This window comes from Bradyrhizobium sp. USDA 3397, assembly GCF_054060965.1.
Genome location: NZ_JBSSDS010000001.1, coordinates 2,667,606 through 2,692,324 on the forward strand (window position 1 = coordinate 2,667,606; position 24,719 = coordinate 2,692,324).

Annotated in this window: 20 protein-coding genes; 5 read left to right on the plus strand and 15 right to left on the minus strand. The window is 61.6% G+C overall.

The genetic code is table 11. From position 1 onward, the window contains the following. Nucleotides 1–41: 41 nt before the first annotated feature. Nucleotides 42–881, minus strand: coding sequence for a helix-turn-helix transcriptional regulator (locus ACVWYQ_RS12715; protein WP_271543967.1), 840 nt, complete (start codon nucleotides 879–881; stop codon nucleotides 42–44). 482 nt (nucleotides 882–1,363) lie between these two features. On the opposite strand from ACVWYQ_RS12715, the gene ACVWYQ_RS12720 reads away from it, so the two are divergent. Then, nucleotides 1,364–2,563 carry an FAD-binding oxidoreductase gene (locus ACVWYQ_RS12720; protein WP_456725673.1) on the plus strand — a complete coding sequence of 400 codons (1,200 nt, stop codon included), beginning with the start codon at nucleotides 1,364–1,366 and terminating at the stop codon, nucleotides 2,561–2,563. Between the two features lie 168 nt (nucleotides 2,564–2,731). Here the strand turns inward: ACVWYQ_RS12720 and ACVWYQ_RS12725 are convergent, their stop codons facing one another. The 10 genes from ACVWYQ_RS12725 to ACVWYQ_RS12770 all read right to left on the minus strand — a co-directional run bounded on the left by ACVWYQ_RS12725 (nucleotide 2,732) and on the right by ACVWYQ_RS12770 (nucleotide 14,959). Next, on the minus strand, nucleotides 2,732–4,054 hold the full coding sequence (locus tag ACVWYQ_RS12725; protein WP_404539102.1) for an NAD(P)/FAD-dependent oxidoreductase: 1,323 nt from the start codon (nucleotides 4,052–4,054) through the stop codon (nucleotides 2,732–2,734). 412 nt (nucleotides 4,055–4,466) lie between these two features. Continuing rightward, nucleotides 4,467–5,147, minus strand: coding sequence for an aspartate/glutamate racemase family protein (locus ACVWYQ_RS12730; protein ID WP_271543961.1), 681 nt, complete (start codon nucleotides 5,145–5,147; stop codon nucleotides 4,467–4,469). A gap of 62 nt (nucleotides 5,148–5,209) precedes the next feature. Beyond that, a complete protein-coding gene (locus ACVWYQ_RS12735; protein ID WP_404539098.1) occupies nucleotides 5,210–5,578 on the minus strand; it encodes an HAD family hydrolase in 369 nt (122 codons plus the stop codon). After that, nucleotides 5,579–7,042, minus strand: a complete 1,464-nt coding sequence (locus ACVWYQ_RS12740) for an aldehyde dehydrogenase family protein (protein ID WP_404539095.1) — start codon at nucleotides 7,040–7,042, stop codon at nucleotides 5,579–5,581. Between the two features lie 22 nt (nucleotides 7,043–7,064). Further along, on the minus strand, nucleotides 7,065–8,234 hold the full coding sequence (locus ACVWYQ_RS12745) for an alanine racemase (RefSeq protein ID WP_404546150.1): 1,170 nt from the start codon (nucleotides 8,232–8,234) through the stop codon (nucleotides 7,065–7,067). A 26-nt stretch (nucleotides 8,235–8,260) separates the two neighbouring features. After that, nucleotides 8,261–9,133: a GNAT family N-acetyltransferase gene (locus tag ACVWYQ_RS12750; protein ID WP_404539092.1), complete on the minus strand. Its 873-nt coding sequence runs from the start codon at nucleotides 9,131–9,133 to the stop codon at nucleotides 8,261–8,263. Nucleotides 9,134–9,654: 521 nt separating this feature from the next. After that, on the minus strand, nucleotides 9,655–10,533 hold the full coding sequence (locus ACVWYQ_RS12755; RefSeq protein ID WP_128263189.1) for an ABC transporter permease: 879 nt from the start codon (nucleotides 10,531–10,533) through the stop codon (nucleotides 9,655–9,657). 31 nt (nucleotides 10,534–10,564) lie between these two features. Then, nucleotides 10,565–11,515 (minus strand): ABC transporter permease, encoded by a 951-nt coding sequence (locus ACVWYQ_RS12760; RefSeq protein WP_128263188.1) that lies wholly within the window; start codon nucleotides 11,513–11,515, stop codon nucleotides 10,565–10,567. Between the two features lie 74 nt (nucleotides 11,516–11,589). Continuing rightward, on the minus strand, nucleotides 11,590–13,257 hold the full coding sequence (locus tag ACVWYQ_RS12765; protein WP_271543952.1) for a peptide ABC transporter substrate-binding protein: 1,668 nt from the start codon (nucleotides 13,255–13,257) through the stop codon (nucleotides 11,590–11,592). Nucleotides 13,258–13,294: 37 nt separating this feature from the next. Further along, nucleotides 13,295–14,959 (minus strand): ABC transporter ATP-binding protein, encoded by a 1,665-nt coding sequence (locus ACVWYQ_RS12770; RefSeq protein ID WP_271543950.1) that lies wholly within the window; start codon nucleotides 14,957–14,959, stop codon nucleotides 13,295–13,297. 649 nt (nucleotides 14,960–15,608) lie between these two features. Between ACVWYQ_RS12770 and ACVWYQ_RS12775 the strand changes: the two genes are divergently transcribed. Together ACVWYQ_RS12775 and ACVWYQ_RS12780 are read left to right on the plus strand one after the other, a co-directional pair. After that, nucleotides 15,609–16,934, plus strand: coding sequence for an NAD(P)/FAD-dependent oxidoreductase (locus ACVWYQ_RS12775; protein ID WP_456725674.1), 1,326 nt, complete (start codon nucleotides 15,609–15,611; stop codon nucleotides 16,932–16,934). 113 nt (nucleotides 16,935–17,047) lie between these two features. After that, the gene (locus ACVWYQ_RS12780; protein WP_027544593.1) at nucleotides 17,048–17,524 is read left to right on the plus strand and encodes an Lrp/AsnC family transcriptional regulator; all 477 of its coding nucleotides are present in this window, start codon (nucleotides 17,048–17,050) and stop codon (nucleotides 17,522–17,524) included. A gap of 32 nt (nucleotides 17,525–17,556) precedes the next feature. On the opposite strand, the gene ACVWYQ_RS12785 is transcribed toward ACVWYQ_RS12780, so the two are convergent. Further along, on the minus strand, nucleotides 17,557–18,933 hold the full coding sequence (locus tag ACVWYQ_RS12785; RefSeq protein ID WP_456725675.1) for an aminotransferase class III-fold pyridoxal phosphate-dependent enzyme: 1,377 nt from the start codon (nucleotides 18,931–18,933) through the stop codon (nucleotides 17,557–17,559). Between the two features lie 339 nt (nucleotides 18,934–19,272). Here ACVWYQ_RS12785 and ACVWYQ_RS12790 point away from each other — a divergent pair, with 339 nt between their 5' ends. Continuing rightward, a complete protein-coding gene (locus ACVWYQ_RS12790; protein ID WP_456725676.1) occupies nucleotides 19,273–19,962 on the plus strand; it encodes a haloacid dehalogenase type II in 690 nt (229 codons plus the stop codon). Between the two features lie 124 nt (nucleotides 19,963–20,086). Here ACVWYQ_RS12790 and ACVWYQ_RS12795 read toward each other — a convergent pair whose 3' ends face one another. The 3 genes from ACVWYQ_RS12795 to ACVWYQ_RS12805 all read right to left on the minus strand — a co-directional run bounded on the left by ACVWYQ_RS12795 (nucleotide 20,087) and on the right by ACVWYQ_RS12805 (nucleotide 23,049). Next, nucleotides 20,087–21,544, minus strand: coding sequence for an NAD-dependent succinate-semialdehyde dehydrogenase (locus ACVWYQ_RS12795; RefSeq protein ID WP_271543943.1), 1,458 nt, complete (start codon nucleotides 21,542–21,544; stop codon nucleotides 20,087–20,089). A 211-nt stretch (nucleotides 21,545–21,755) separates the two neighbouring features. Then, on the minus strand, nucleotides 21,756–22,112 hold the full coding sequence (locus ACVWYQ_RS12800; RefSeq protein ID WP_456725677.1) for a cupin domain-containing protein: 357 nt from the start codon (nucleotides 22,110–22,112) through the stop codon (nucleotides 21,756–21,758). A 13-nt stretch (nucleotides 22,113–22,125) separates the two neighbouring features. Continuing rightward, nucleotides 22,126–23,049, minus strand: a complete 924-nt coding sequence (locus tag ACVWYQ_RS12805) for a 2-hydroxyacid dehydrogenase (RefSeq protein WP_456727140.1) — start codon at nucleotides 23,047–23,049, stop codon at nucleotides 22,126–22,128. Between the two features lie 346 nt (nucleotides 23,050–23,395). Here ACVWYQ_RS12805 and ACVWYQ_RS12810 point away from each other — a divergent pair, with 346 nt between their 5' ends. Continuing rightward, entirely contained in the window at nucleotides 23,396–24,274 is an 879-nt protein-coding gene (locus ACVWYQ_RS12810) for a GNAT family N-acetyltransferase (RefSeq protein WP_271543939.1), read from the plus strand. Nucleotides 24,275–24,719: the final 445 nt, after the last annotated feature.

The window sequence follows — 24,719 nt, forward strand, 5'->3', positions numbered from 1 at the left end:
TTACCAAATCGTCTCATTTGAAAGGCAGGTGCGCCGCAATATCAGCCCGCAAGACGCGAGACGTTGCGGAATTCGCGCGGGCTGACGCCGGAATGATCGCGGAAGAAGCGCGTGAAGTGCGCCGGCTCCGGAAAACCGAAGCGCTCGCTGAGTTCCCCGAGCGGGGTGTCCTCGCGCATCACCGCATCCAGCGCCCGTTCCATGCGCACTACATTGAGATAGATTTTTGGCGAGACTCCGAGCGAGGTCTCGAACAGGCGGAAGAACTGCGCGCGCGAGAGGCCTGCGCCCCTCACGAACTGATCAACGTTGGCGTAAGAATCCCTGCTCCGCATGGCATCCATCGCGCGCCGGATCCGCCAGTCGCAACTCACGGCGCTCATGCCGCGGATCGAGTTTGGAAAGCTGCGCCAAGGCGTGAAGCGCTCGATCACCGCGATCATGAGATTCGACAGCATCTGCTCATGGGCATGCAGCGCGTCCGGATGCGCCATCATATCGGCAGCAAGGTGCAACGCGAGCTGGCGGATGCGCGGAGAAACCTCGCCCGACGGTTGCTCGAAGAAACCGGGCGCACCGCTGGCGGCCCAACCCGGCCGGAACTCCTTTAGCCATTCGGGCTCGATGTAGAGCGCTAAGATCAGGGTTCGCGGCCGGTTGACGTCATGCACATAAGCGTGCGGCTTCCAGCCGTCGACGAGCACGGCCGTCGAGTCCATGAGCGGATAGACCCGCTCGCCCACCAGGAAATGCGTGTCGGCGCCCTCGACCTTGAGCAGGACATGGCAGTGATGATGGGCGTGACGGACCAGGGACCGGTCCATGTCGAGCAGAGCGACCCTGCCGAATGCACCATGAGCGATGCGCAGGGCCGTCGACATCAAGTACCTCCCTTCAGGCTTTTCGATACGAATTGATTGGTCTGTGGGGCGTTAACATACACGCGACCGACCGGCAATGTCATCCATCTCAATTGCTGCCTTGCAGCACGACTGGCTTCCGCAACAGTCTCGCAGTGATGGCGCTGACACTGTCCCCGTACTGGGCACCGTAGTAATGCTTGCAAACATGATAAGCACGCCGCCCGTATCGAGCGAGTAGGTGATGGGAGGAGCGGGCTAATCGGCGGTGAAATGTCAGGATCCTCGCAAACTTCTAGCGATCGCCGAGGACAGCACCGTCGCGAGCAAGTTTGCGGCGGAATCGCGCGCAGCGCGTGGCCCAAGTTCCGGAGCCGCGCGTTGATATTCTTTAACTGCGACGAGCGCACTTCGAGAACGAGCCCGCATGGTGGCAAGCAGCCGATCGCTCTCACTCCCCAACGACGCATCGGGAAAGACGACTCCAACGAGCCCCCAGGACAATGCGGTTGGAGCGTCAATCTCGTTCAAGCTATAGACGAGATGCGCCAGCGCTTTCGGGGGAATCTTCCGCATCGCAGCTGACATTGCTAGGTTCGGTGGAAGATCGCGTTCCATTCATACAGGACGCCGCGGCGGCCGCCGGACTTCTGCTGCCGCTCAGTCTCGGCGCGGAAGGGAGTTGCCGGATAGGCGGCAACATCGGCACCAATGCCGGCGGGCTGTCGGTGGTCAGGTACGGGATGACGCGCGATCTGCTGCTCGGAATCGAGGCGGTGCTGGCGGACGGCACGGTGGTCTCCGACATGCGCAAGCTGCGGAAGAACAACACCGGCTACGACGTCAAACAGCGTTTCGTCGGAAGCGAGGGGACGCTCGGCATCGTCACCGGCGCAGTGTTGCGTCTCGCGCCCTTGCCGACCCGCCGCGCGACCGCCTGGCTGAAGCTCGCGAGCGGCGCGCCGCTTGCCGAGCTTCTCGCTCTGGTCCGCCGCGAATCCGCGGATCTGCTGACCGCATTCGAATTCATGGCGGCCCGATCGATCGCACTTGCGACCGATACAATGACCGATCCGCCCAGCCTTGGAGCCGGCCCAGCAGGCGCTGTCCTCGTCGAGTTCGCCTCTTCCTCACGCCATCTCGATCTCGACGAATTGATGGAAGCCGTGCTGGCCGAGGCGATCGAGGCCGGATGGCTCGACGACGCATTGCTGGCGCAGAGCGGATCGCAGCGGACCGCGATGTGGCGGCTCCGCGAGACCATCCCCGAGGGGGAGAAGCGCCGGAGCGGATCAGTAAAACACGACACCTCGGTACCGCTTTCCTCCATTCGGCGCTTCCTGGATCTGGCCGGCGCGCAGGTGCGATCGTATGACGCCGACCTTGAGCTGTCCGTCTACGACCATGTCAGCGACGGCAATCTGCACTACAACGTGCTCGTTCCTCCCAATGTCGACCGGCTGGAGTTCACCAAGCGGATCGAAGGCAGCCTGTCGCTGCAACTCTACGACACGGCCGCGGCGCTCGGCGGCACGTTCAGCGCGGAGCACGGCGTCGGGCGGTTCAAGAAGCACCTTCTGGAGCGGTACGGCGATCCTGGGCGCATCGCGGCAATGCGCCGGATCAAGACCGCCTTTGATCCGGCTGATATCATGAACTCCGACGCGGTCGTTCGTCCGCTGGACGAGACGCCCGGCTCTTGAACCACCGTCCGGCGAGCTGGCGATACTTTCGTCCAGGCCCAAACGCTGCGCCCTCGGCTAAGCCCCTGGATCATCCAAATCGCTTTCTAAAGAAAAAGCCACCCCCAAGGAGTGGCTCAAGTTGGGGAGGAAACGTTCCTTCGGAACTGCCGACTTCCGGCTCGATCTTCAGATGGCGGAGATGTCCAGCTTCGAGCCGTCGACCAGACGCGACAGCCGGAACGGTGTAGGATCGACGCAAGGCGTGTCGTTGACGACAAGGTCTGCGGCCAGATAGCCGAGCCCCGGGCCCAGACCGAAACCATGACCCGAGCAGCCCGCCGCGAGGACGAGGCCTTTCACCCCATCCACCTGCGACACCACAGGCACCGCGTCCGGCGTGCAATCGACGAAGCCGCCCCAGGCGCTATCGATCTTGATTTCGCCGAGTTGAGGGAAGGTTTTCCGGACACTCTCCACCACTTGGCTCACCAGCCATTTCAAGGGCGGAGGATCCAGCACGCGATTCCGTTCGAAGATCCGATCATCGTTGGTCAGCAGGGCCGACATTGAATCCGGCCCCGACACGAACGAGTGGCCGACGCCGAGCCTGACGTTCTTCAGGCGACGCAAGAATTGCGGCATGAATTCCCGGCTATACCTGATGGCCTGAGGCGTAATCTCGAGGTTCGCCTTGCCGCTGATCGCAAGCGTATAGCTGCCGTCCAGTCGACGCGTGATGGTGCAGTAGGGTGTGGAGACCGCCTCGCCTATGTTGATTGTCGGGGTAGAACGCAGCGCGGTCTGCCGGATGCTCGCTTGGGGGAAACTGATGCCGAGCGGCCGAAGGAAGCGCGAGGACCAGGCGCCGGCGGCGCACAGCACCGCGCTGGTTCTGATGTAGCCCTTCTCCGTGTGCACGCCAGCAATCTTGCCGTTGGCCAAGTCGAGCGCCCGCGCGGCGCATCCTTGGTGGATTGTGGCGCCCAGAGTTCTGGCCGCTTCGGCGATAGCCGGCGCAGCGAGCGCAGGTTCGGCCTTGCCGTCCCGCTCCGAATAGGTCCCGCCCACCCATTTGTCGCGCGCTTCCGGGACGCGTTCGGCCACCTCCGCCCGGCTCAGCACGCGCGTGTCGACGTCGTACTCCCTGGCGATCTCGCGCCACTTTTCCCAGCCGGCGAGCACAGCCTCGTCGTGGGTCGCATAGACGAGACCGCAGCGACGAAATCCGAGGTCCCGATTAATATCGCGCGTGAGCTCGTCCCACAGCCGCATGGACAGCACGGAGAGCGGCAGTTCGCGCCGGTCGCGGTTCTGCTGGCGGCACCAACCCCAGTTACGGCTCGATTGTTCACAGGCGACGTGGCCCTTCTCGAGCAGCGCCACGGAGAGGCCGCGCTTTGCCAGGTAATAGGCGGCCGTAGAGCCGAGAATGCCGCCGCCGACGATGACGACGTCCGCCTCGGCGGGAAGACGCTCATCGCTGTGAATGCGCTCGACGTGGGGTGACATGTTCCACCGAACCTCGGCTGCCAGGAATGCGGAAGCAAAGTTCCGATCAACCCTTCATCGCATCGTGCGCGCAACAGAATGTGCTGAAATCATCTAGAACTTCGCAAGATGCTCGGGTTTTTGAGCGCTTGATTGATACGAGCTGCTCAAGCGCTATCGACTCCCAGTTCGGCGCAGGGGCGGCGCGACTGCTCGCCCGCTGGATCGCACTCGACGGCGTTTAGAAACTCCCGTTTGCGTCGCGATGGTCGGCGACGCGAAATAGCGGCATCGGAACGTCGACGCCAATGTCGTCGCCTTTGATGAGCGCGACGAAGGGGCCTTTGGCATGTCCTAATCAGTCTTGTTACAGGTGCTGCAATCGAAGGTTTTCGAGGATGGCGAACCATTTGCAGCCTCTCCCACCTGGTCCCTATCGCTGCTCTAAACGCCGTTTCACGTTTTCAACCCCAAGCACGGGGCTTGTCAGAACTGGAAGACTGTGGGCCGTGCCCCGCACTGCACGAGCCATCGAGGCCTGCGCAAAAACGACCACATCAACCTTCTGCGACAGCCCTTCGAGAGCTTGACGGATCTGCGCGTCATGGGCTTCGACGTCCCCATCGGCGAGGAGTTGAAACGCTCCCTCAACAAGCACATGGTCGATCGCTATCGCCTTGCCCGCCTCGCATGCCTGGCGCTTCAGCAAATCCACTGTCGGCACCAGCGTTGTGGATAAGGTCGCTAGGACGCCTATGCGGTTTCCAAGCTCTACAGCGGCTTTGGCCATACCTTCATCAATACGGAACAGCGGCACAGGGCAGAGCGCCACAATGGCATCGACTGCCGGTCCGAGAGTCGAGCATGTGACGACAACCGCATCTGCCCCGGCGTCGGCTGCCGACCATACGTAGGTCGCGAGCCTCCGTTTCGTCAGATCGGAGAGCGACCCGCACTCAATGGTGTTTCTCAAGAGGCTCTCGTCGAGGATCGCGAACGGCTTCCAATCGGGCAAATGTTTTTTGGCGAGGCCCTCGAACTCGGAAACGACGCCGGAAACCGTATGGATGAACGCCACCGTTTTGGCGGAACCTCTCGTACTTTGAACTGACATGTATAATTTCCATCTAGTCGCTGAGAGCTGAGTTGGCGGAAATGGATGTTTGGACCAGTTGTTCAACCTGTGCAGCGTGAGAACCCTCTTCTGGCGGAGTTCAGCAGATGCTTAGAAGTTTCTTCCACTTCCTCGCCTCCGCAAACGGCGATCTCCAGGTCTTGGACTGCAATACCTGGCCGTGATTTGCCGGAAGGATTGCAGCATAGCTTTGGGGGGACGTCCGGATACGGTCCCCAGGTCGGAATGCGGTTATAGATCGTGTCGGCGCCTTCGGCGCGGGACAGGATGTTGTTGCGGCGGCAGGCGCGCTCCAGTGCGTTGTGAACGACGGCTGGAACGTTCTTCGGAGGTGAAGGCGCATCATCAGATAACCGGCCGATCGCAGCGCAGACCAGTTTTGTGCGGTGCCAAGCAGATGTTGCCAGCATTCATCGGTAAAATCCGAGGACGGCCTTCGTCTCGAGATACTCCTCCATGCCCTCGATGCCGTATTCGCGGCCGTTCCCGGAGCGCTTGTAGCCGCCAAAAGGTGCGTTGGGGTCCCAGTCGGGATAATTGAGATGCACTTGGCCCGACTGAATCTGATGGGCGACCGCCCGTACCGTCTCCATATCGGTGCCCTGCACGTGCGCGCCGAGGCCGTAGACAGTGTCATTGGCGATCGCGATCGCCTCGTCCACGGTGTCGTAGGGAATGATCGACAGCACCGGGCCGAATATCTCCTCCTGCGCGATCCTCATGTCGGGATGGACGTTCGAGAAGATGGTCGGCCGCGCATAGAAGCCAATCTGAAGATCGCCGGGCCGGCCTCGCCCGCCGATGACGAGCTTGGCGCCTTCTTCCAGGCCGACACCGATCATGGCCTGGACTCGCTCGAATTGTGGACGGTTCGCAATCGGACCATGAGTCGTTCTTTCCGCAAGGGGATCGCCGACCACCAGTTCTGAAGCGGCCGCTGCCGCCAAAGTCTCGACTTCTTCCATGTGCGAGCGAGACACGAGCATACGCGTCGGTGCGCTGCAGGATTGGCCGAGATTGCGGAAGGCGGCGCCGACGCCGAGCGGAACAGCACGGCTAAGATCGGCGTCCGGCAAGATGATATTCGGCGACTTGCCGCCGAGCTCCTGGGCAACGCGCTTGACGGTGGGCGCCGCCGCTTGCGCAACGAGAACGCCGGCCCGCGTCGAGCCGGTGATCGAGATCATGTCGACCTCTGGATGCGACGCCAGAGCGGCGCCAACGATCGGACCTGTCCCATTGACGAGGTTAAAGACGCCGGGTGGACAATCCGCATTGTCCATCAACTCCGCGAATAGCAAAGCGCTCAGCGGCGACAGCTCACTCGGCTTTAACACTACCGTACAGCCTGCTGCGAGCGCCGGACCGACCTTGGCTGTGATTTGATAGAGAGGCCAATTCCATGGCGTTATAAGGCCGCAGACGCCGATTGGCTCGCGCATAATCGCGGTGCTGCCGCGCGCGGCGAGGAAAGGATAATTCGCGAGATTTTCGCGGGCGACGCGGATATGTTCGGCGGCCAACGGCACCTGAGCGCGACGCGCGTAGCTAATCGCAGCTCCCATCTCGCAGGTAAGCGCCTGCGCGAACAGCTCCAGGCGCTCAAGAAGCAAAGCGTGAATCCGGTCGAGCAGCGCCGCTCTCTCAGCGGGCCGTGTCGCGGACCAGCCGGCGAAGGCTCGTCTGGCGGCTGCGACGGCGCAGTCCACGTCATCGTCATCGCCGAGCGCGACGTCAGCAATCGGCTGCTCCGTCGCCGGATTGACCACGGTTGCTGTTGCCGCGACTGATCCGATCGGCTTCCGCCATTCTCCGTCGATGTAAAATTTTCCGAGGAGGCCAGCTTCCGTCAGGTGTCGAAGGGGCGAGGTCATTGGAAGCGATCCTTTCGGCGGCCTACCAGCCGCGCATCCGGGGCCATCGCGCTTCGATCGCGTCGCTGCCGGCGGAGACGACGTTGTACAACTCGTGTTGCGAGGCCGTCGCACAGGCGTGATTGGGGAGAATCCTGACCTTCGCGCCGATCGGAAGGTCGGGCAAAGCGCCCGACGACCCGGGCCTGATGGCGAGGATGCCGTGCTCCTGGCTCGCTTGCGAAACGATCAGGTCCGGATAGACCTTGCCGGCCACGTCGCAGACCAGACCATATCCCTGGTCGACCCGCTGCGCCGCGGTGCCGCGGTCGCGCGAGAGCGCCATCCAGCCCGCATCGACCAAAATCCAACCCTTCTCAGACTTGGTGCCGATCACGGTAGCGAGCACCGAGATGGCGATGTCCTCCGTCGTACAGACACCAACACCGTGCATGACCAAGTCGAAGAACATGTAGACGCCCGCCCGCATTTCCGTGACGCCGGTCAGGTCTTCGGCGAAATGCGCTGTCGGCGTCGAGCCGACGCTCACAATTGGGCATTGGTGCCCGGCTGCCCGCAAGGCCTCCGCGGCGGCAACCGCCACCGCTCTCTCATTCTCCGCGGCCGTGACGAGAGCCTCGGGCGTGAAGAGGCTGTAGGATTCGCCGGCATGGGTAAGAACGCCGGCAAGCTTGACGCCGGCCTCGCCTAGCGCGACCGCGACAGCAATGAGCTTTGGATCGTTCGCGGTCAACCCGCCGCGGTGACCATCGCAGTCGATCTCGATGAACGCGGTCGGTGTCACACCAGCGGCACGACCGACGGCGCCGAGCATTCTTGCCTGCTCCGGCGAATCGAGCAGTACCTTAAGGTCAACGCCTGCTTTGCGCAGACGCATCGCTCTTTCAGCTGTGTGGGGCGCCAGACCCACCGCATAAGTCATGTCGCGAAAACCGTGCCGCGCGAAGTAATCGGCTTCCGCCAGGGTAGAGACAGTAATCGGCCCCGATCCAGACGGATAGGCCCGTCGCGCCACGTCGATGGATTTCGCGGTTTTCATGTGGGGACGCAGCACGACGCCCCGCTCCGCCATGCGCGAGGACAGGCGGGCGAGATTCCGATCGAGCCGATGCTCGTCGAGCAGGAGAGCCGGCGTTGCCAGCGTGCCGAGCGTTGCGGCCGTCTCGGAGTTCTGGTGATCCGTTCCGCTCATCTCCTCGCGTCGCACGTCGATGTCTCCTAGCCGAACGACTGATTGGGAATCGCAAACACGCCCGCCGGCCCGCGCGAAAGCGCCGGCGTGCCCAGGATCATGGTGGTGGCATCGCCGACCTGCTCCAGGCCGATGCCTTCAAGCCAATCCCCGAGTTGCGATGTGGCAGAGGTGTCGATGCGGACAAAAACACTGCCGAGCCGCGCGAGCGCAGCCTCGATCAGCGCCTGCGCATCGGTCGCGGTTTCGGCGACGACAGGACCGATGACATGCCCGCGGCCGAACAGCCGGGAAATGGCGTAGCCGCGGGCCGTGCCGTCGCGATGCAGGACATAGCCATCACCGCTTTTGAGCAGCTTTTCGAGCATGTGTCGTCTCTCCAAGCCCGTAGCGTCGCGATCGAGTCGCATGATCGCCTCGAAATCCGAGGCAGCCATCGGCCTGACGAGCCCCGGCGGCGGCTCATGGCGTCCTCTGGGAAGTCCCTGATGCTGGTGGATGACCCCGACGGGGACGAAACCGCGCCGCTGGTAAAGCGCCTGGCCTTCGGCGGTCGAATTCAGCGCAATGCTTCGTGGACGCGCGGACGTCAACAACGCATCCATGAGCCGGGCCCCATAGCCACGGCCCTGAGCAGTCTTCGCGACGATGATCATACCAGCGGAAGCATGGGTCTCGCCATACGGCCACCATGCCGCGGTCCCGATCACCGTCCCAGCCCGCTCCAGAACAAAGCCTTGGCCCAGCTGTAGCGCGACATCCCAATCTTCGAGCCGATAGGGCCAGGACATTTCCTGCGAGAGCTTCAGGGCGCCTTCCAGATGCAACTTGGCGAACGGAACCAGCACCGCGGCTCGATCGTCGCGATCTCCGGCCTTGTAGGCTGCGGGCTTCATCATTGGTCGACGTTTCTCTTGCTCGCTGTACTTGTCGCCAGGACCTGATTGACGGTGAGGGCCACCTGATCCTCGCATCGTCCGCACTGTACGTTGCACCAGACAGCATTACACAATTGGACTGGAGCAAAGTTCGGCATAGAATTTCATTGTTCGTGGCTCGAGGCGGCCAATCTGCGGTCGGCGGCGGGCGCGCCAAGACGCCGTTCGAAGACGGGCCGTCAGAGCTGCCGCGGCGCGGAGTTCGAAAGTCGGCGTCATACTTACCCCCAATCGTCGCTAGGGCGCCATTTCGGCGATCATCATGGGGATTTCTCCACGTAGCATACGCAACATGCGCTCGAAGTGACCCGGATCGTGTGGCTTTAAGAGCGTAGCTTTGCGGGGCAGATATAAGTCCCAAAGGCGCGACAGTAAAAACCGAAACGCCGCAGCGCGCTGCATGGAAGTAGCAAGCGTTCCGAGGGAGTTAGTTTGCTTCTCTCATATCCTGCCGTGCTCAGCCGCGGCTTGGCGCGAGCTGATCAGATGTGGTCGTTTCGAACATCGAGGGCATCGCGCAAGCCATCGCCGATGAAGTTAAAGCTCGTCACTGCGATCGTAATCGCGGCGCCGGGAATGATGGCGAGCCATGGAGCGCTCGCCAGATATTGCTGGGCGCCGTTGAGCATGTTGCCCCAGCTCGGCAGCGGCGGCTGAATCCCATAACCTAGAAAGCTGATATAGGCTTCGAGAAGGATCGCGCGGGCTACCGTCAAACTGGCGGCGACGATGATCGGGCCCATGGCGTTGGGCAAGATCTCCCTGAACATGATATGCGTTCCACTCAAGCCGAGCATTCGACTGGCCTGGACAAACTCGCGTTCGCGTAGCGAGCGAACCTCGGTCTCGACGATGCGGGCAACTTCCATCCATTTCGTGAGCGCAATGATAACCGTGATCATGAGGGGGCTCGGCCGCAAAGCTGCAGCCAGCGCCAGCACGAGAAAGATCGACGGAAAGGACAGGAACCCATCGACCGTCCGCATCAGGACTGCGCTGATCCAGCCGCCGCGATATCCTGCGACCACGCCGACCAGTGCTCCGATCACGATCGATATCAGCATCGCCGAAAATCCCACCAGCAGCGAGATCCGTCCTGCCATCAGCAGTCGAGCCGCCAGGTCACGTCCGAGCGGATCGGTGCCAAGATAATGATTTCCGGTCATCGGAGGAGCGAAGCGTGCGCGCAAGTCGATGTTGAGAGAGTCATATGGCAGCAGATACGGGCCCACGACGCATGCCAGCGTCAGCAGCGTGATCATTGCCAGACCCAGCAGCGCCAGGCGATGGTTCATGAAGCGGTATGCCGCGCGGCTGTGCCACCATCGGCTTGGCGCTGTGCTTACGGCGAGAGCGGTCATAACGGTCGGCTCCTTGCAGGGCGTTGCGGATTCAAGCCAGACGTATGCGCGGGTCGACAATAGCGACGACGATGTCCGCAATCAGGTTTCCGAGAATGACCAGGACGGCGGAGAACATCAGCAGCCCCATCACGACCGGGTAGTCGCTGTAGTTGAGGCTGTCCAGAAACAGGCGTCCCATTCCCGGCCAGGTAAAGACGGTCTCGGTCACCAATGCGCCGGTCAGAATGCTGGGCAACTGCACTCCAGCCAGCGTGATCATCGGCAGGAGCGCGTTACCGACGACATGCTTCATCAAGACCCGGCGCTCGCTCACGCCTTTGGCGCGCGCCGTCTTCACGAAATCCTGGCTGATGGCGTCGAGCGTTGCCGTCCGCATGTAGCGGCTCCAGACCGCCACATGGACCAGCGACAGCACGATGCTCGGCAGGATGAGGTGATGCAGATAGTTCAGCGCCGAGCCGTCGCCGATCGTGTACATGTTGCCCGCAGGCAACCAGCCCAGCCGCAGCGAGAAGATGTAGATCCCGACGAGCCCGAACCAGAAGGTAGGAATCGACAGTGCGACCATGGCTCCGGCGGTCGCCAGATAATCGAACAGGGAATAACGGTGCGTGGCGCCACGAATGCCGATCCAGGTGCCGACCGCTATCGCGATCATCGTCGATGTGCCCATGAGAAGGAGCGTGGCAAAGACGTGCCGGCCGATGACCGTCAGCACCGGCGTGCCGCCGCGGAAGGAATGGCCCCAATCACCCTGAACGAGGCGCCACGCCCAATCGAGATACTGGATCCACAGCGGCCGGTTGAGCCCGAGTTGCTCCTTGATGCGGGCGATATCCGCCTGTGTCATCCCTGGATCGAGCCCCTGTTGCGACAGGGGGCCGCCCGGGCTGATGCTCAGGATGACGAAGCCGATCATCGAAACGATCACCAGCAGCACGAGGCTCTGCGAAAGACGGCTGAGCAGGAATGCGCGCATTTGGCCCTCAGTAACGTGATAGTGCCATTGGATGGCCGCCGGCCTTCCCGAAAGTTGAGCGGCGGCCGCCGTGCTCAAGCCGTCCGATACCAGCTCGCGGCATTCCACGATTCTGTGCGGGTGTTGGGGTTCGGTACCACGCCTCGAATCGCGCTCTTGCACCCATGGACGGACGTGCTCTGGTACAGCGGCATGAAGGGCAGGTCGCGACGGACCAGTTCCTGGACCTTGTGGTAGATCGCACGCCGCTCATCGGGATCGAAGGAGCGGGCGCCCTTATCGAGAAGGGCATCGACTTCCGGATTGGCATACTGAGCGGTGTTCGAGCCACGACCGCCTTTCGCAGCAATTGCCCGCGAATGAAATCGATTCGTCACGTCCGGATCGGCGCCGATCAGATAGGTGATGCCCGCGAACATCGTATCGAACTGCGACTTGACCCAGAAATCGCCGAAGATCACCGCTGAGGGCAAGTTCGATATCGTCATCTCGATGCCGATCTCGGCCAGTGACTGCTTGAGGAATTGCTGAACCTGCTCGCGCAGATGGTCGCCTGATGTCGCCGAATTCGCGAAGGACAGACGCACCCCATCCTTGGCGCGGATACCGTCGCGCCCCGGCAGCCAGCCCGCCTTATCCAGGATCTCTCGCGCCTGCTTCGGGCTGAACTCCTGAACCGGCAGGTTCGGATTATGATAGAACGATTGCCGCGGCATGAAAGTTTCCGTGGCGTTCGGCACGCCATAATAGAGCCCTTCGAGGATCGCTTTCCTGTCGATGGCGGCATAGATCGCCTGGCGGACTGCAAGCTCTTTGAACTGCGGCCGCTCGAGGTTGAAATAGATCGTCTCGACCGAGGACCTCGGCACCAGCGTCACCACACGGTCCGGCAGCTTGCGGGCCTCCTGGTAATTGTCAGGCGTGATGTAAGCCTGACCGACGAGGTCGATGTCGCCACTCTTGAATTGAGTGTAGAGGACCGTGAGGTCAGGGATGTACTTGAAGACCAGTTGATTGATGTAGGGACCTTCGCCGAAATAGTCGGGATTGGCGACAAGCTCCAGATGGTCGCCTGCTACGCGTTTGCCCCATTTGAAAGCACCGGTGCCGACCGGAGCTTGATTGAAGGCGGCTGTGTTCGGGTCCGCCTCCTTCTCCAGGATATGCTTGGGGACGATGAAGGTTTCGGTCAGGAACGACAGGTAGGGCGCGAAGGCCTCTTCCATGCGCCAAGTGATCTCCTGTGGCGATACCACCGTGATGTCGCGGACGAGGGAATGACCCGCGGTACGCCAACTGCGGAATTTTGGGTTGGTGATGAGCTCGAGGGTGAATTTGACATCCTCGGCCGTGAAGGGAGCGCCGTCGTGCCAGCGAACGTTGTCGCGCAGGCGGACTCGCCATTTAAGGCCGTCCTCCGAGATACCGCCGTTCTTCTGGCTCGGGACCTCCGCGGCGAGATTCGGCTGGATGACGCCCTTGGGATCGACGCGGAACAGGGCATCGAAGACGGAGAAATGAACGCCATCGTCGACCTCGATCTTCACCATCAGGGGATTGAAGATCGTGGGCTCCTGGGAAAGCCCGACGATGATGCGGCCAGTCGGCTTTTCCGGACGAGTCTGGCCGTAAGCCGTCTTGCCGAGCAGGTTGGGCGCGAGCAGGCTGGCTGCCCCGCCCATGGCCATTACGCGCAGCGCGTCGCGTCGTGAGTAGCTCGAATTTCCAGAGCGTTTTGTCATCGTATCTCCCTCCAGATGGCGCTGTCCGCCGTGGCTCTCATGAATTTGCCGCTAAGGCCCGTGCGCCGCCCTGCTGCTCCCCGGGAATCGCTGCGACCAATTCGCGCGTGTAGGCCGACTGCGGGCGCAGAAAAATCTGCGACGGCGGCCCGCTCTCGACGACCCGGCCCTTGTGCATGACCGCGATCTCATCACAGATTTGGCTGGCGACACGCAGGTCATGGGTGATGAAGATCATCGAGACGCCGGTCTCGCGCTGGATCTGGTCCAGCAGCTTGAGGATCTGCGCCTGGATCGACACGTCGAGCGCGGAGACCGCCTCGTCGGCAATCAGGAGCTTCGGCTTGAACATCAGCGCGCGGGCGATGCCTATGCGCTGACGTTGCCCGCCGGAGAACTCGTGCGGGTAGCGGCCGAAAGCTCCGGCATCGAGACCGACACGCGACAGCAGCGACCGTGCCTGGTCGCACGCCTTCGCGTAAGGCATTCCATGCGCGGCCGGACCTACGGTCAGGATCTGTCCAACCGTCGAGCGCGGATTGAGCGAGGCGAAGGGATCCTGGAAGATCATCTGGATTTGCGGCCGTAGCGGACGGAATTCGGCCTCCGAGAGCTTGGCGACGTCGCGACCTTCGAACAGGATCCGGCCGTCGTCGCTGTCGAGCAGCTTGATCAACAGCCGGCCCAGCGAGGACTTGCCCGAGCCGCTTTCGCCGACGACCCCCAACGTGCGTCCGGGCGCCAGATCGAACGATACTTGGTTCACCGCCGGCACGATCCGCTGTTTTCCGAACAGCGCGCTGCCACTGCGGTAGGTCTTCACCAGCCCCTCGACCTTGAGGATCGGCTCGTTGGCCGGAGCTTCCACAAGAGCACGGTCTTCGCCCGTCAAGTGCGGGACTGCTGCGATGAGGCGCCTTGTGTAGGGATGACTGGGCGACTGCAGCACCTGGGCAGCGCTGCCCTGTTCGACGATGTGACCCTTCTCCATGACCACGACATTGTCGGCGATCTCCGTGACGACGCCGAAGTCATGGGTGATGAACATGACGCTCATCCCCTTGCGGCGCTGAATGTCGCGGATCAGCTTGAGGATTTGCGCCTGGGTCGTGACGTCGAGAGCCGTCGTCGGCTCGTCCGCGATCAGGATGGCGGGCTCGAGGGCCAGCGCCATGGCGATCATCACCCGCTGCCGCTGCCCGCCCGAAAGCCGGAAGGGATATTGGTGATACATGAGCTGCGGATCAGGCAGACCCACTTCAATCAACAAGTCTATGGCCCGGCTGCGACGCGAGGCCGGCGTGCCGACGTCGTGGGCTGCCATCACCTCCTCGATCTGCGCGCCCACGGTCATCAGCGGGTTGAGCGCCGAGAGAGGATCTTGAAAGATCATCGAGACGACGCGGCCGCGCAGGCTACGGAGCTTGTCGGGCGAGAGGCCCACGATGTTCATTCCGTCCAGGTGAATCGCACCCGAAGGGATCCGGATCGCCTTCGGGAGAAGGCCCATGATCGCATTGGCGGTGACCGACTTGCCCGATCCGGATTCCCCGATGATACAGAGAATCTGTCCGCGCTTCAGATCGAAGGAGATGTTCTCGACGGCGTTGGCCCGCTCCATTCCTTCCGGCAAACTTGCGGTCAGCTCGCGCACCGACAGCGCGACATCGGCGGGACTTGCCACCTGGATGCCAGAGACCATGCGAGCACCCTCCTCTTTCAAGCCAGTGCCGTCATCTTGGTGCGGCCGGCGCCTTCGGCTCCTTGCGCCTCCACGCTCCTTGGACAGGTCAATAATTCGCCGCTCAACTTGCCATTCCTTCATTGGAGGCTGCGACATGATTCAGGTCTCTTCGCGCAAGAAGCAAGAGCTGTTGCTCGGAGCGCAGTGCCGACCTGATCGGCCAACTCGATCGAAGCGAACGGCATCCACGTCATGGCTTGATCGCTTCCGCGAAGGCCTGTTCATGGACACGGCTCATGAAAGTTGCCTCTATGGACTTGGCCGATCGATCAGTTGGTTCTGTCGATCTTGACGATTTCAATCACCGCGGAGTCGCCGAAAGCCGGCATCCGGGCAGCACGAACTTCTGAAAACGAAGTCCGATTTGGCATTTCAATCTGCGCCGCCGGGCCTGTCGTGACCCCTGCCACGAAGGCGCGCGACGGATCGCAGGAACACGTGCATCAGTCTCGCCGCCTGCAAGCTGCGACGCAAGCAAGGTATTTTCGCAATATTAGCCTGCGTCAAAGGCAGTAAACCGCAGGATATTCGGTCTCACGACGAAAGTCCGCGGGGGCTGCCGCAATTCCTCGGTTACGCTACGGCGACCACCGGAGATCCCTGTCGGATGAGCGCGCCGCTCCTGCATATCGAATCCAGTCCGTCCCTTCCTCGTGAAGCGGACGTCGTCGTCATCGGCGGCGGCGTCGTAGGCGTGTTCACAAGCTACTATCTCGCGCGTCGCGGCCTCAAGGTTGCCTTGCTCGAGAAGGGCCGCGTCGCCGCCGAGCAGTCCAGCCGCAACTGGGGATGGTGCCGCCAACAGAACCGCGACGCACGCGAGCTGCCGCTTGCGACCAAGAGCCTCGATCTCTGGGAACGAGTTGCCCAGGAAACGGGTGAAGACACGGGCTTTCGCCGCTGCGGCCTGTTGTATTTGTCGAACGACGAGAATGAGCTGGCGGGCTGGGCCAAGTGGGGGGACTTCGCCAGGACCGTTGGCGTCACGACGCATATGTTGAGCTCGGAAGAGGCGAGCGGTCGGGGCAAGGCGACGGGTCGTAAGTGGAAGGGCGGCGTCTTCTCACCGACAGACGGGACGGCGGACACTTCAAAAGCCGTCCCCATCGCCGCGCGTGCGATCATGGCGGCAGGCGGTACCGTGCACCAGCTCTGCGCCGCGCGCGGCATCGAGCTCAGCGCCGGTCGGGTCAGCGGGGTGGTGACCGAGGCCGGCACGATCCGGACGAAAACGGTGGTGATGGCGGGAGGCGCGTGGGCTTCTTCGTTCTGCAACCAGCTTGGAATTCGTTTCCCTCAGGCATCGGTGCGCCAATCCATTCTCGCCGTGGCTCCTGGTGCAGCCGGCCTGCCTGATGCTCTGCACACTGCGCAGCTGTCACTCACACGGCGCGGCAATGGCGGATACACGCTGGCCATCAGCGGGCGCGCGCGGATCGATCCGACCCCGCAGCAGGTCAGGTTCGGCCGCGAATTCCTCCCCATGTTCGCCCGCCGCTGGCGAAGCCTCAGCCCCGGGGCCTTCGAGGGCATGCGGCAGGGCCATGAGACGCTGGCTAAATGGGGACTGGATGAGGTGACCCCGATGGAGCTGAATCGAACGCTCAATCCCCGCCCCGACATGAGGCAGATTCGGCTGACGCATCGACGCGCGTGCGAGCTGGTTCCTGAGCTGCGGCACCTCGCCATCTCAAGCGTCTGGGCCGGCTACATCGACAGCACACCGGACGGCATTCCGGCAATCGGCGAAGTTGAATCCATTCCAGGCTTCATCCTCGCGGCGGGGTTCAGTGGCCACGGCTTCGGGATTGGGCCCGGCACCGGGCACATGATCGCCGACATCATCACCGGTCGGGCACCGATCGTCGACCCGCGTCCCTACAGGCCGGAACGGCTGAGAATGAGCGCCTGGGGCAAGGTCAGCGAGTTCTGAATTGCAGTTTCCGCCTCGTTGGGAAAAGCTGCTGGTTGATGCTATGAAGATGCATATGACGCTGAAGGCTCAAAGCCCCGACGCCGTTGTCGGCCCCATCTGATGGCATTGCTATGAAGCTCGATAAGATCGACATCAGGATTTTATGCGAACTGCAGAAGAACGGACGCATTTCCAACGTCGAGCTCGCAGAGCTGATAAATCTTTCGCCGAGCCCGTGCCTGATGCGCGTCAAGAGGCTCCAGACGGAGGGCTTCATCACCGGCTATTCCGCCCAGATCGATGTTGCCAAGCTCGGACAAACTCTGACGGTCTTCGCTGAAATCACCTTGAAAAATCACCGGCAGATCGATTTCGCGCGCTTTCTCACGACGATTGAAAAGATCGATTCCGTCGTCGAGTGCCATCTCGTTTCGGGCGGATACGACTATCTCGTCAAGTTCATCACGGCGGGGATCAGCGAATACCAGGCGGTCATGGAACGCCTGGTCGAGATGGATATCGGTATCGACAAGTATTTCAGCTTCGTCGTGCTGAAGTCCCCGATCGTGAAATCCCATCTTCCGCTCGAAAGCATCTTCAATGGCTAAGAACTAAGACAACGGCGCCGGCAGCGCGGTGATCATCCCTTCATCGCCGCACGGACGTCCTTGTCTTCGAGCGTTTGGTCGAGTGTAGTCTTTGTCCGCTCAATAATGCCATCGATGTCCCCATCCGTGCAGCACAGCGGCGGCGCATAGCCCAGCACGCCTTGCGCGAAGGCGCGGATCACGAGACCATTGTCCCATGCGCGGTCGAAGATGCGACGCGCCGCGTCGGCTTCCGCCGGCAGAGGCGTCTTGAGTTCCTTGTCAGTCACGAGCTCGATAGCAGCCAGCATACCGCGACCCCTGACATCGCCGACGAGCGGATGATTGGCAAGCGCGCGAAGACCTTCCATCAGGCGGTGCCCGGCCTTCCGGCCGTTTTCCAACAGGCCGTTTTCATAGAGATCAAGGCACGCGAGCCCAACGGCTGCGCTGACGGGATGCGCGGAATAGGTGTAGCCGTGGCCGACGGCCGCCTTGCCGGCGCCGTCGGCAATCGTGTTGTAGACGCCGTCGGACATGAGAACGGCCCCCATCGGCACGTACCCCGAGGTCAGCCCCTTTGCCGTGGTCATGAGATCCGGCACGACATCATCTTCCTCGCAGGCAAAGAGCGGACCGACACGGCCAAAGCCGGTGATGACCTCATCGGCCACGAACAGAATATTGTGCTCCTTGCAGACCGCATGCATGGCCTTGAGCCAGGACGGCGGCGGAACGAGGACGCCTCCTGATCCCTGTATCGGCTCGACATAGAAGGCGGCGACGCGTTCGGCGCCGAGCTCGGCGATCTTGGCCCGCAAGGCCGCGACCGACGCCGCGATGATTGCCTGCGGATGCGAACCGACGGGGTTGCGATAGGCGTAGTGCGAGGGAATTTTGTGCTGCCAGCTGTATGGCACTCCAAAGCCCGTATGAAAGGCCGGCAGCGCAGTCAGGCCAGACCCTGCCGTCGATGATCCGTGGTAGCCAGATTCGAGGGAAATGAACTGGTCCTTCTGCGGCCTCCCTTTGGCATGATAGTAGTACCTGATGAACCGGATTGTACTGTCGACGGCATCGGAGCCACCCAGCGTGAAGTAGACATGGTTCAGATCGCCAGGCGCCAACTCAGCCAACCTGGCCGCCAGCCGGATCGCCGGGTCCGAGCCCAAACCGAAATAGCCTGTCGCATAAGGCAGCTCCTGCAGCTGTCGCGTAGCCGCTTCAACGATGCTGTCCTGTCCGTAACCGGCATTGACACACCATAGACCCGCAAAGCCGTCCAGCAATTGGCGTCCCGAGACATCGGTCAGCGTCGCGCCCTTGCCCGACTTCAGCACGCGGACGCCCGTCGCCTCGTGGCTGCGATAAGAAGAGACCGGGTGAATCAGATGCGCGCGATCGAGCTCAATTAGCGAGTTGCTCAACATATTGTCCTCCAGATCGGCCGCGATGTTTGTGCGAACAGCCCGTTGTGTCCGGGCTCAACATAAGTTGCCGAAGACAGCACTTGCTCCCAGGCATGACACGGACGGAGGGCGTTTTGACTTTGATTGGGCACCACTGCGGCATGTTATGCGGGCATGGTGCGGCGACGGCATCGAGGCTAAACGGGGAGAGCCGTCGTCGCGCAACTCTCTGCCACGGCTCCGATGCGATACGACACAATCTGCTCCCGACCACCGCGACATCGGCGCTTTATCTCGCCGGTTGCTCGCTAGGCTGTGTGTCGTACCGGCTAGCGGTGCGAGATCGCAAGGATTGGAGCTATGGCGACATTCAGACCGAAATACATCACCTTCGACTGCTACGGGACGCTGACAAATTTCGACATGGCCGGCGCCGCGACCCGTGTCTACGGCTCGGAGCTTTCTGCCGCGGCGATGGCAAAGCTCATCAAGGACTTTTCAGCCTATCGCCTGGACGAGGTTCTCGGCGCCTGGAAACCGTACTTCGAGGTCGTGCACAACGCGCTGGAGCGCGCCTGTAAGCGCAATGGCGTCGTCTTTAAGCCGGAGCATGCCCAGCGCATCAATGAAGAGATCCACACGTGGGGTCCACACGCCGACGTGCCGGCTGGTCTGGCCAAGGTTGCCAAGCAGATTCCGCTGGTCATCTTGTCGAACTCCATGAAGAACCTCATCATGTCCAACGTGGAGAAGCTCGGCGCTCCCTTCCACACGGTCATCACGGCCGAGGAGACTGGCGCCTACAAGCCGCACATGAAAGGCTTCGAATACATGTTCGACAAGCTGGGCTGCGGCCCGGAAGATATCACTCACGTCTCCTCCTCGTTCCGCTACGATCTGATGACCGCCTACGATCTGGGCATCAAGAGCAAGGTATGGGTGAACCGCGGTCACGAGCCGGCGAATCCCTTCTATGAATACACCGAGGTCTCGAGCATCGGTGGCTTGGCTGCCGCAGTCGGCCTGGAGCCTCTTCGCAAGAGCACCTGAGCGCTGTCTTTTCGGGATCCCTCGCGACGCTTCAGTTCTTGTAAAACTTCAATAGAGATCTGCGCTGGTCAAGAAAAGGGGGCGGTTTAGCCGCCCCCTTTCTTATTTCAGATCCGATGGACGCTCAGTCCAGGCCGCCGACATGGAGCGCCTTGCTCTCGAGATATTCTTCTATCCCGAGCTGAGATCCCTCGCGTCCCAATCCAGACTGTTTGACACCGCCGAAAGGCGCGACCTCCGTCGAGATCAGGCCGGTATTCAGGCCGACCATGCCGAACTCAAGCGCTTCGGCAACACGCCAGGAACGCTTCAGGTTTTCAGTGTAGAAATACGCCGCAAGGCCGTACGGCGTGCCATTGGCGATCGCAATCGCCTCCTCCTCCGTCTCGAAGCGGAAAAGCGGTGCGACCGGCCCGAACGTCTCTTCGGACGCCAGGAGCATCTCAGTCGTCGCGCCGCCGAGCACGAGTGGCCGGGCATATTGCCGACCTTCCGGCACCGCCTCACTCTCCGAGATGATCTTTGCGCCCTTGTCCAGGGCATCCGTGACGTGCCGCTTGATCTTGTCGATCGCCGCGCCGTTGATCATCGGACCGATTGTGACCCCCTCTTCGGTACCTGCGCCGACCTTCATTTTCGCGACCTTCCCGGCGAGCTTCTGTGCAAAGGTATCGTAGACGCCTGATTGCACGAGAATGCGATTGCAGCAGACGCATGTCTGTCCGCCGTTGCGGAACTTCGACGCAATCGCGCCCTCGACGGCCCGGTCGATATCGGCATCGTCGAAGACGATGAACGGCGCATTGCCGCCGAGCTCGAGGCTGAGCCGCTTGATGTTGTCGGCGGCGCCTTTCATCAGCAGCCCGCCGACGCGGGTCGATCCCGTGAACGAGATCTTGCGGACGGTCTCATTGGCCATCAGCTCCTTGCCAATGTCCGCGGGCATGCCCGTCACGACGTTGATCACGCCAGGTGGAATTCCTGCCCGCTCCGCCAGCACACCGATCGCGAGGGCCGAAAACGGCGTGAATTCAGAGGGCTTGATGACGACGGTGCAGCCCGCAGCCAGCGCGGGCGCCACTTTGCGTGTAATCATCGCGTTGGGGAAGTTCCAGGGCGTAATGATCCCGCAGACGCCGACCGGTTCTTTCAGAACCAGAATGCGGCGATCGACCGTGGGTGACGGGATCGTCGATCCGTTGATCCGGCGCGCCTCTTCCGCAAACCATTTGACGAATGATGCCCCATAGCGGATTTCGCCGAGCGATTCCGCCAGTGGCTTGCCCTGCTCGAGCGTGAGCAGAAGAGCCAAATCCTGCTCATGGTGTCGCATGAGCTCATACCAGCGCTCCAGCAGGGCGGCACGCTCTGCATGGGCCTTGGTCTTCCAATGCTTGAATGCAGCGGCCGCAGCGTTGATGGCAGCCCTCGTCTCCTCGCACCCCATATCCGGGATGGTGCCAAGAACTTGCTGGCTGGCAGGATCGATGACATCCACCGTCGCCTTCGCACTCGCGTCGCGCCAGTGGCCGCCGATCAGTCCCTGCTGGCGAAACAGATCCTTGTCTTTCAATGCAACCATGTATTTGTTCCCTTACCCTTGGGGTCAAACCGCCATCACTGCTGGATATGCGATTGGCGAGACAAAGCCGTCTCAACCGAGCGATACAGCACCGCGCGCCGCATTTTTCATCGAGAAGGAAGCGTCTGATGGCGTCGAATCCGGTCAGACGGTATCTCGAAAGTCGATTGTTCTGGCCGTCGTTCAGTGAAGCCGCCGTCAGGCACCGTGCTCAGTCATAATGGCAGACATAAATCTTTCGCACGGTCTCGATCGTGCGCCAGACCCCGACAAAGCCCGGCTTCATCACAAAGCTGTCGCCGGCGCGGAAAGTCTTCGTCTCGCCACCCTTTTCCTCGATTTCGATAAGACCCGAGATGATGTGGCAGAACTCGAAGGTGGTGCCCTTGATCGAATGGGTCTCGCCGGAGGTTGCCTCCCAGACGCCCGTCAGCACTTTCTCACCCTTCGAGGCGTCCTGCGCCCAGGTCTTGAAGGACGGATTGCCCGAAATGAGCCGTTCGGGATCCGGCACGGCCTTCTTCGGTGCGAAGTCCGGATTGGTGTCGATGGCGATCAGAAGTGACATGGCATCTTTCCTGTTAGTAGCCGAGCGTTCGATCGACGAGGCCGATCGGATTTCGTCCGGCGCGGTGGCGCCGGATGTTCTGTATGACGGATTGCGCGGCCGTATGCGGCTGCGTCACGGACGCGATATGCGGCGTGATGATTACCTTCGGATGCGACCAGAGCGCATGGGCTTCCGGCAGCGGCTCGGGATCGGTCACGTCGAGCATCGCTGCGGCGAGGCGCCCGCTGTCGAGTGCTTCGATGAGTGCGCCCTGGTCAAGCTGCGGACCGCGGCCGACATGAAGCAGCCTTGCTCCAGCCGGCAGGAGAGAGAACAGTTGTGCGTTCAAGATGCCGCTTGTTTGCTCCGTCAGGGGCAGGAGACAGACGAGAATGTCCGTTCCTTTCAGGAAGCTGCCAAGCTGACCATCGCCGTGGAAGCAGGCGACGCCCTCGATCTTCTTGTTGCTGCGGCTCCACGCGGCAAGCGGAAATCCAAACGGCTTGAGGCGATCAATCGCAGCTTGCGCCAACATGCCGAGGCCCAGAAAGCCGACGCGCCGATCGGCAGCCTCGGTCGTTGCAAGAGCCTGCCATAGGCCTCTTCCCTGCTGCTCCCGATAGGCAAGCATCTCGCGATGGAGTGTCAGCACCCCAAGCACGACATACTCCTGCATCATGCATATGATGCCATCCTCGACCATGCGCACGAGCTTGACGTGGCCAGGTATGGTCTCTGGCTTGAACTGGTCGACCCCGGCGCCGATGGAAAAGAGCATTTCCAGATTTCGAAAGCGTGAGACGTCGTCTGGCGCGTTCCAGGTTATTAGGTACTGTATCTTTTCCGGCTCGAAGCATTCGCTGGAATGATAGAACCCGAGATCAGGGAGCTCGCGCGCAAAGGCCTGCCGGAAAATAGCCGCCCGAGCAGCATCGGAATTGAAAAGGAACGCCATCGACGTGGTCCTCTCAGGTCCTCGCCCGGGATGCGGCGCGTTGAGACCGGCATGGCCGGCCACCGAGGGCTGGAAAGGCGGCGAGCCCTCCAGCGAAGCCTTCAACGTTCACTGGGGCTCACCCTGCGTGCTGTTGCCGGATATCGATAGGCGGCAACCAGTAGCTTTCCCTGCTGAATCGAGTTGCACTGGCGGCGAAACATTCCGAATACCGCCTGCCAAACAGGCGAAACCTGCTGGCGTTCCGCGCTATGCTGCTGCAAAAGAGGGCTTGTGCGGCACGCAGCAGAAGGCCGGCGGGCATAGGCCGCAGGCTTTGAGCCCCGCAAAGGAATGGATGAGCTAAATGGGACGAACGGTACGCGTGAAGTCCTTTGAACTGATGGCCAAGGACATCAACGACGTTGATGTGAAGCTGCTCCACGCGCTTTCGATCGGTGTCGGCTGGCCGCATCGCCCCAAGGACTGGGATTTCCTGCGCCGCGCCGGCCACGGCATCGTCGCCGTTGATGGCATAGACCGCGTTTTCGGCAGCGCGATGTGGTTCCCTTATAGCCAGGAATTCGCGACGATCGGCCTGGTGATCACATCGCCTCGAACCCAGGCACAAGGTACTGGCCGCTGGCTCATGGAACAGGTTTTCGAGCGGTGCGGCGACCGAAATTTGGCCCTCAACTCAACCCATGCCGCCTATCACCTGTATCTGTCGCTGGGGTTCACGAAGGAAGCCACCGCATATATGTGGCAGGGAGAACTCGTCTCACCACCTCCGCCGGTGCCGGCTCTCGACGGTGAATTGACTTCACTGTCCACGGCGAGCATCGGAGAGATCGCGGCACTGGATGAGCGCGCCTTCGGAACTAACCGGCAGAAGCTGCTCGCATTGCTTTCCGATGGCGCGTCAATCTCCGTCTTGCGCCGCGGCGGAGAGGCCGTCGGTTTTTCGATGAAGCGCGAATTCGGGCGCGGTCATGTGATCGGCCCGATCGTCGCCAGCAACGATTGTGACGCGATCCATCTCACCGCCGTGCATCTGAGGGATCTCGCGGGACAATTCGTCCGCGTCGATACGCGGGAGCAGACGGGTCTGTTTGCCGACTTCCTTCAACAGAGCCGCCTCGCGATCACCGAGACCGTCACGACGATGTCTAAGGGCCGGCCATTCCTGAACCGCAAGGAAAATGAGCCATGGGTGTACGGGCTGGCCGGTCACGCTTTGAGCTGAGGCTATGAAGCGAGCTCGGTAAGAACGGGTGCCAACGGTGCCGATCGCGACCCTACAGAGATGGGCCGTGGCCAGGGCGACCAGCAGATGGACGAGTCGCTCGCGAAACGGACCCAAGCGCACGAAATCGTCGTTTGGCGTACAAAACCGCGCAAATGGCGGAGAGAGTGGGAGTCAAACCCACGATCTTCGATCATTACGCGTCGAACAGCTGAGATTGCAAGTAAGCACCCGCCGGCCTGCTGCCCTCGGAAATCCAGATTTTGCAAATGCGCCACAAGCCTGCTCACGTTGGCTGTGGTGAGATTTTTCTTGATCTCGCGGTGCACACATCGGGCCCACGCGGCCCTCTAACCAATTGAAAAACTTAAACTCTCGCTCCAATCCATCATCGGAGCGACCGAGCTGCTGCCCACTGATGCCGGCTGGCAGCAGAAATCGCGCC

Coding starts and splice junctions, on each gene's coding strand:
- ACVWYQ_RS12715 (WP_271543967.1), bottom strand. CDS start 881: ATGTCGACGGCCCTGCGCATCGCTCATGGTGCATTCGGCAGGGTCGCT.
- ACVWYQ_RS12720 (WP_456725673.1), top strand. CDS start 1,364: ATGCGGTTGGAGCGTCAATCTCGTTCAAGCTATAGACGAGATGCGCCA.
- ACVWYQ_RS12725 (WP_404539102.1), bottom strand. CDS start 4,054: ATGTCACCCCACGTCGAGCGCATTCACAGCGATGAGCGTCTTCCCGCC.
- ACVWYQ_RS12730 (WP_271543961.1), bottom strand. CDS start 5,147: ATGTCAGTTCAAAGTACGAGAGGTTCCGCCAAAACGGTGGCGTTCATC.
- ACVWYQ_RS12735 (WP_404539098.1), bottom strand. CDS start 5,578: ATGCTGGCAACATCTGCTTGGCACCGCACAAAACTGGTCTGCGCTGCG.
- ACVWYQ_RS12740 (WP_404539095.1), bottom strand. CDS start 7,042: ATGACCTCGCCCCTTCGACACCTGACGGAAGCTGGCCTCCTCGGAAAA.
- ACVWYQ_RS12745 (WP_404546150.1), bottom strand. CDS start 8,234: ATGAGCGGAACGGATCACCAGAACTCCGAGACGGCCGCAACGCTCGGC.
- ACVWYQ_RS12750 (WP_404539092.1), bottom strand. CDS start 9,133: ATGATGAAGCCCGCAGCCTACAAGGCCGGAGATCGCGACGATCGAGCC.
- ACVWYQ_RS12755 (WP_128263189.1), bottom strand. CDS start 10,533: ATGACCGCTCTCGCCGTAAGCACAGCGCCAAGCCGATGGTGGCACAGC.
- ACVWYQ_RS12760 (WP_128263188.1), bottom strand. CDS start 11,515: ATGCGCGCATTCCTGCTCAGCCGTCTTTCGCAGAGCCTCGTGCTGCTG.
- ACVWYQ_RS12765 (WP_271543952.1), bottom strand. CDS start 13,257: ATGACAAAACGCTCTGGAAATTCGAGCTACTCACGACGCGACGCGCTG.
- ACVWYQ_RS12770 (WP_271543950.1), bottom strand. CDS start 14,959: ATGGTCTCTGGCATCCAGGTGGCAAGTCCCGCCGATGTCGCGCTGTCG.
- ACVWYQ_RS12775 (WP_456725674.1), top strand. CDS start 15,609: ATGAGCGCGCCGCTCCTGCATATCGAATCCAGTCCGTCCCTTCCTCGT.
- ACVWYQ_RS12780 (WP_027544593.1), top strand. CDS start 17,048: ATGAAGCTCGATAAGATCGACATCAGGATTTTATGCGAACTGCAGAAG.
- ACVWYQ_RS12785 (WP_456725675.1), bottom strand. CDS start 18,933: ATGTTGAGCAACTCGCTAATTGAGCTCGATCGCGCGCATCTGATTCAC.
- ACVWYQ_RS12790 (WP_456725676.1), top strand. CDS start 19,273: ATGGCGACATTCAGACCGAAATACATCACCTTCGACTGCTACGGGACG.
- ACVWYQ_RS12795 (WP_271543943.1), bottom strand. CDS start 21,544: ATGGTTGCATTGAAAGACAAGGATCTGTTTCGCCAGCAGGGACTGATC.
- ACVWYQ_RS12800 (WP_456725677.1), bottom strand. CDS start 22,112: ATGTCACTTCTGATCGCCATCGACACCAATCCGGACTTCGCACCGAAG.
- ACVWYQ_RS12805 (WP_456727140.1), bottom strand. CDS start 23,049: ATGGCGTTCCTTTTCAATTCCGATGCTGCTCGGGCGGCTATTTTCCGG.
- ACVWYQ_RS12810 (WP_271543939.1), top strand. CDS start 23,396: ATGGGACGAACGGTACGCGTGAAGTCCTTTGAACTGATGGCCAAGGAC.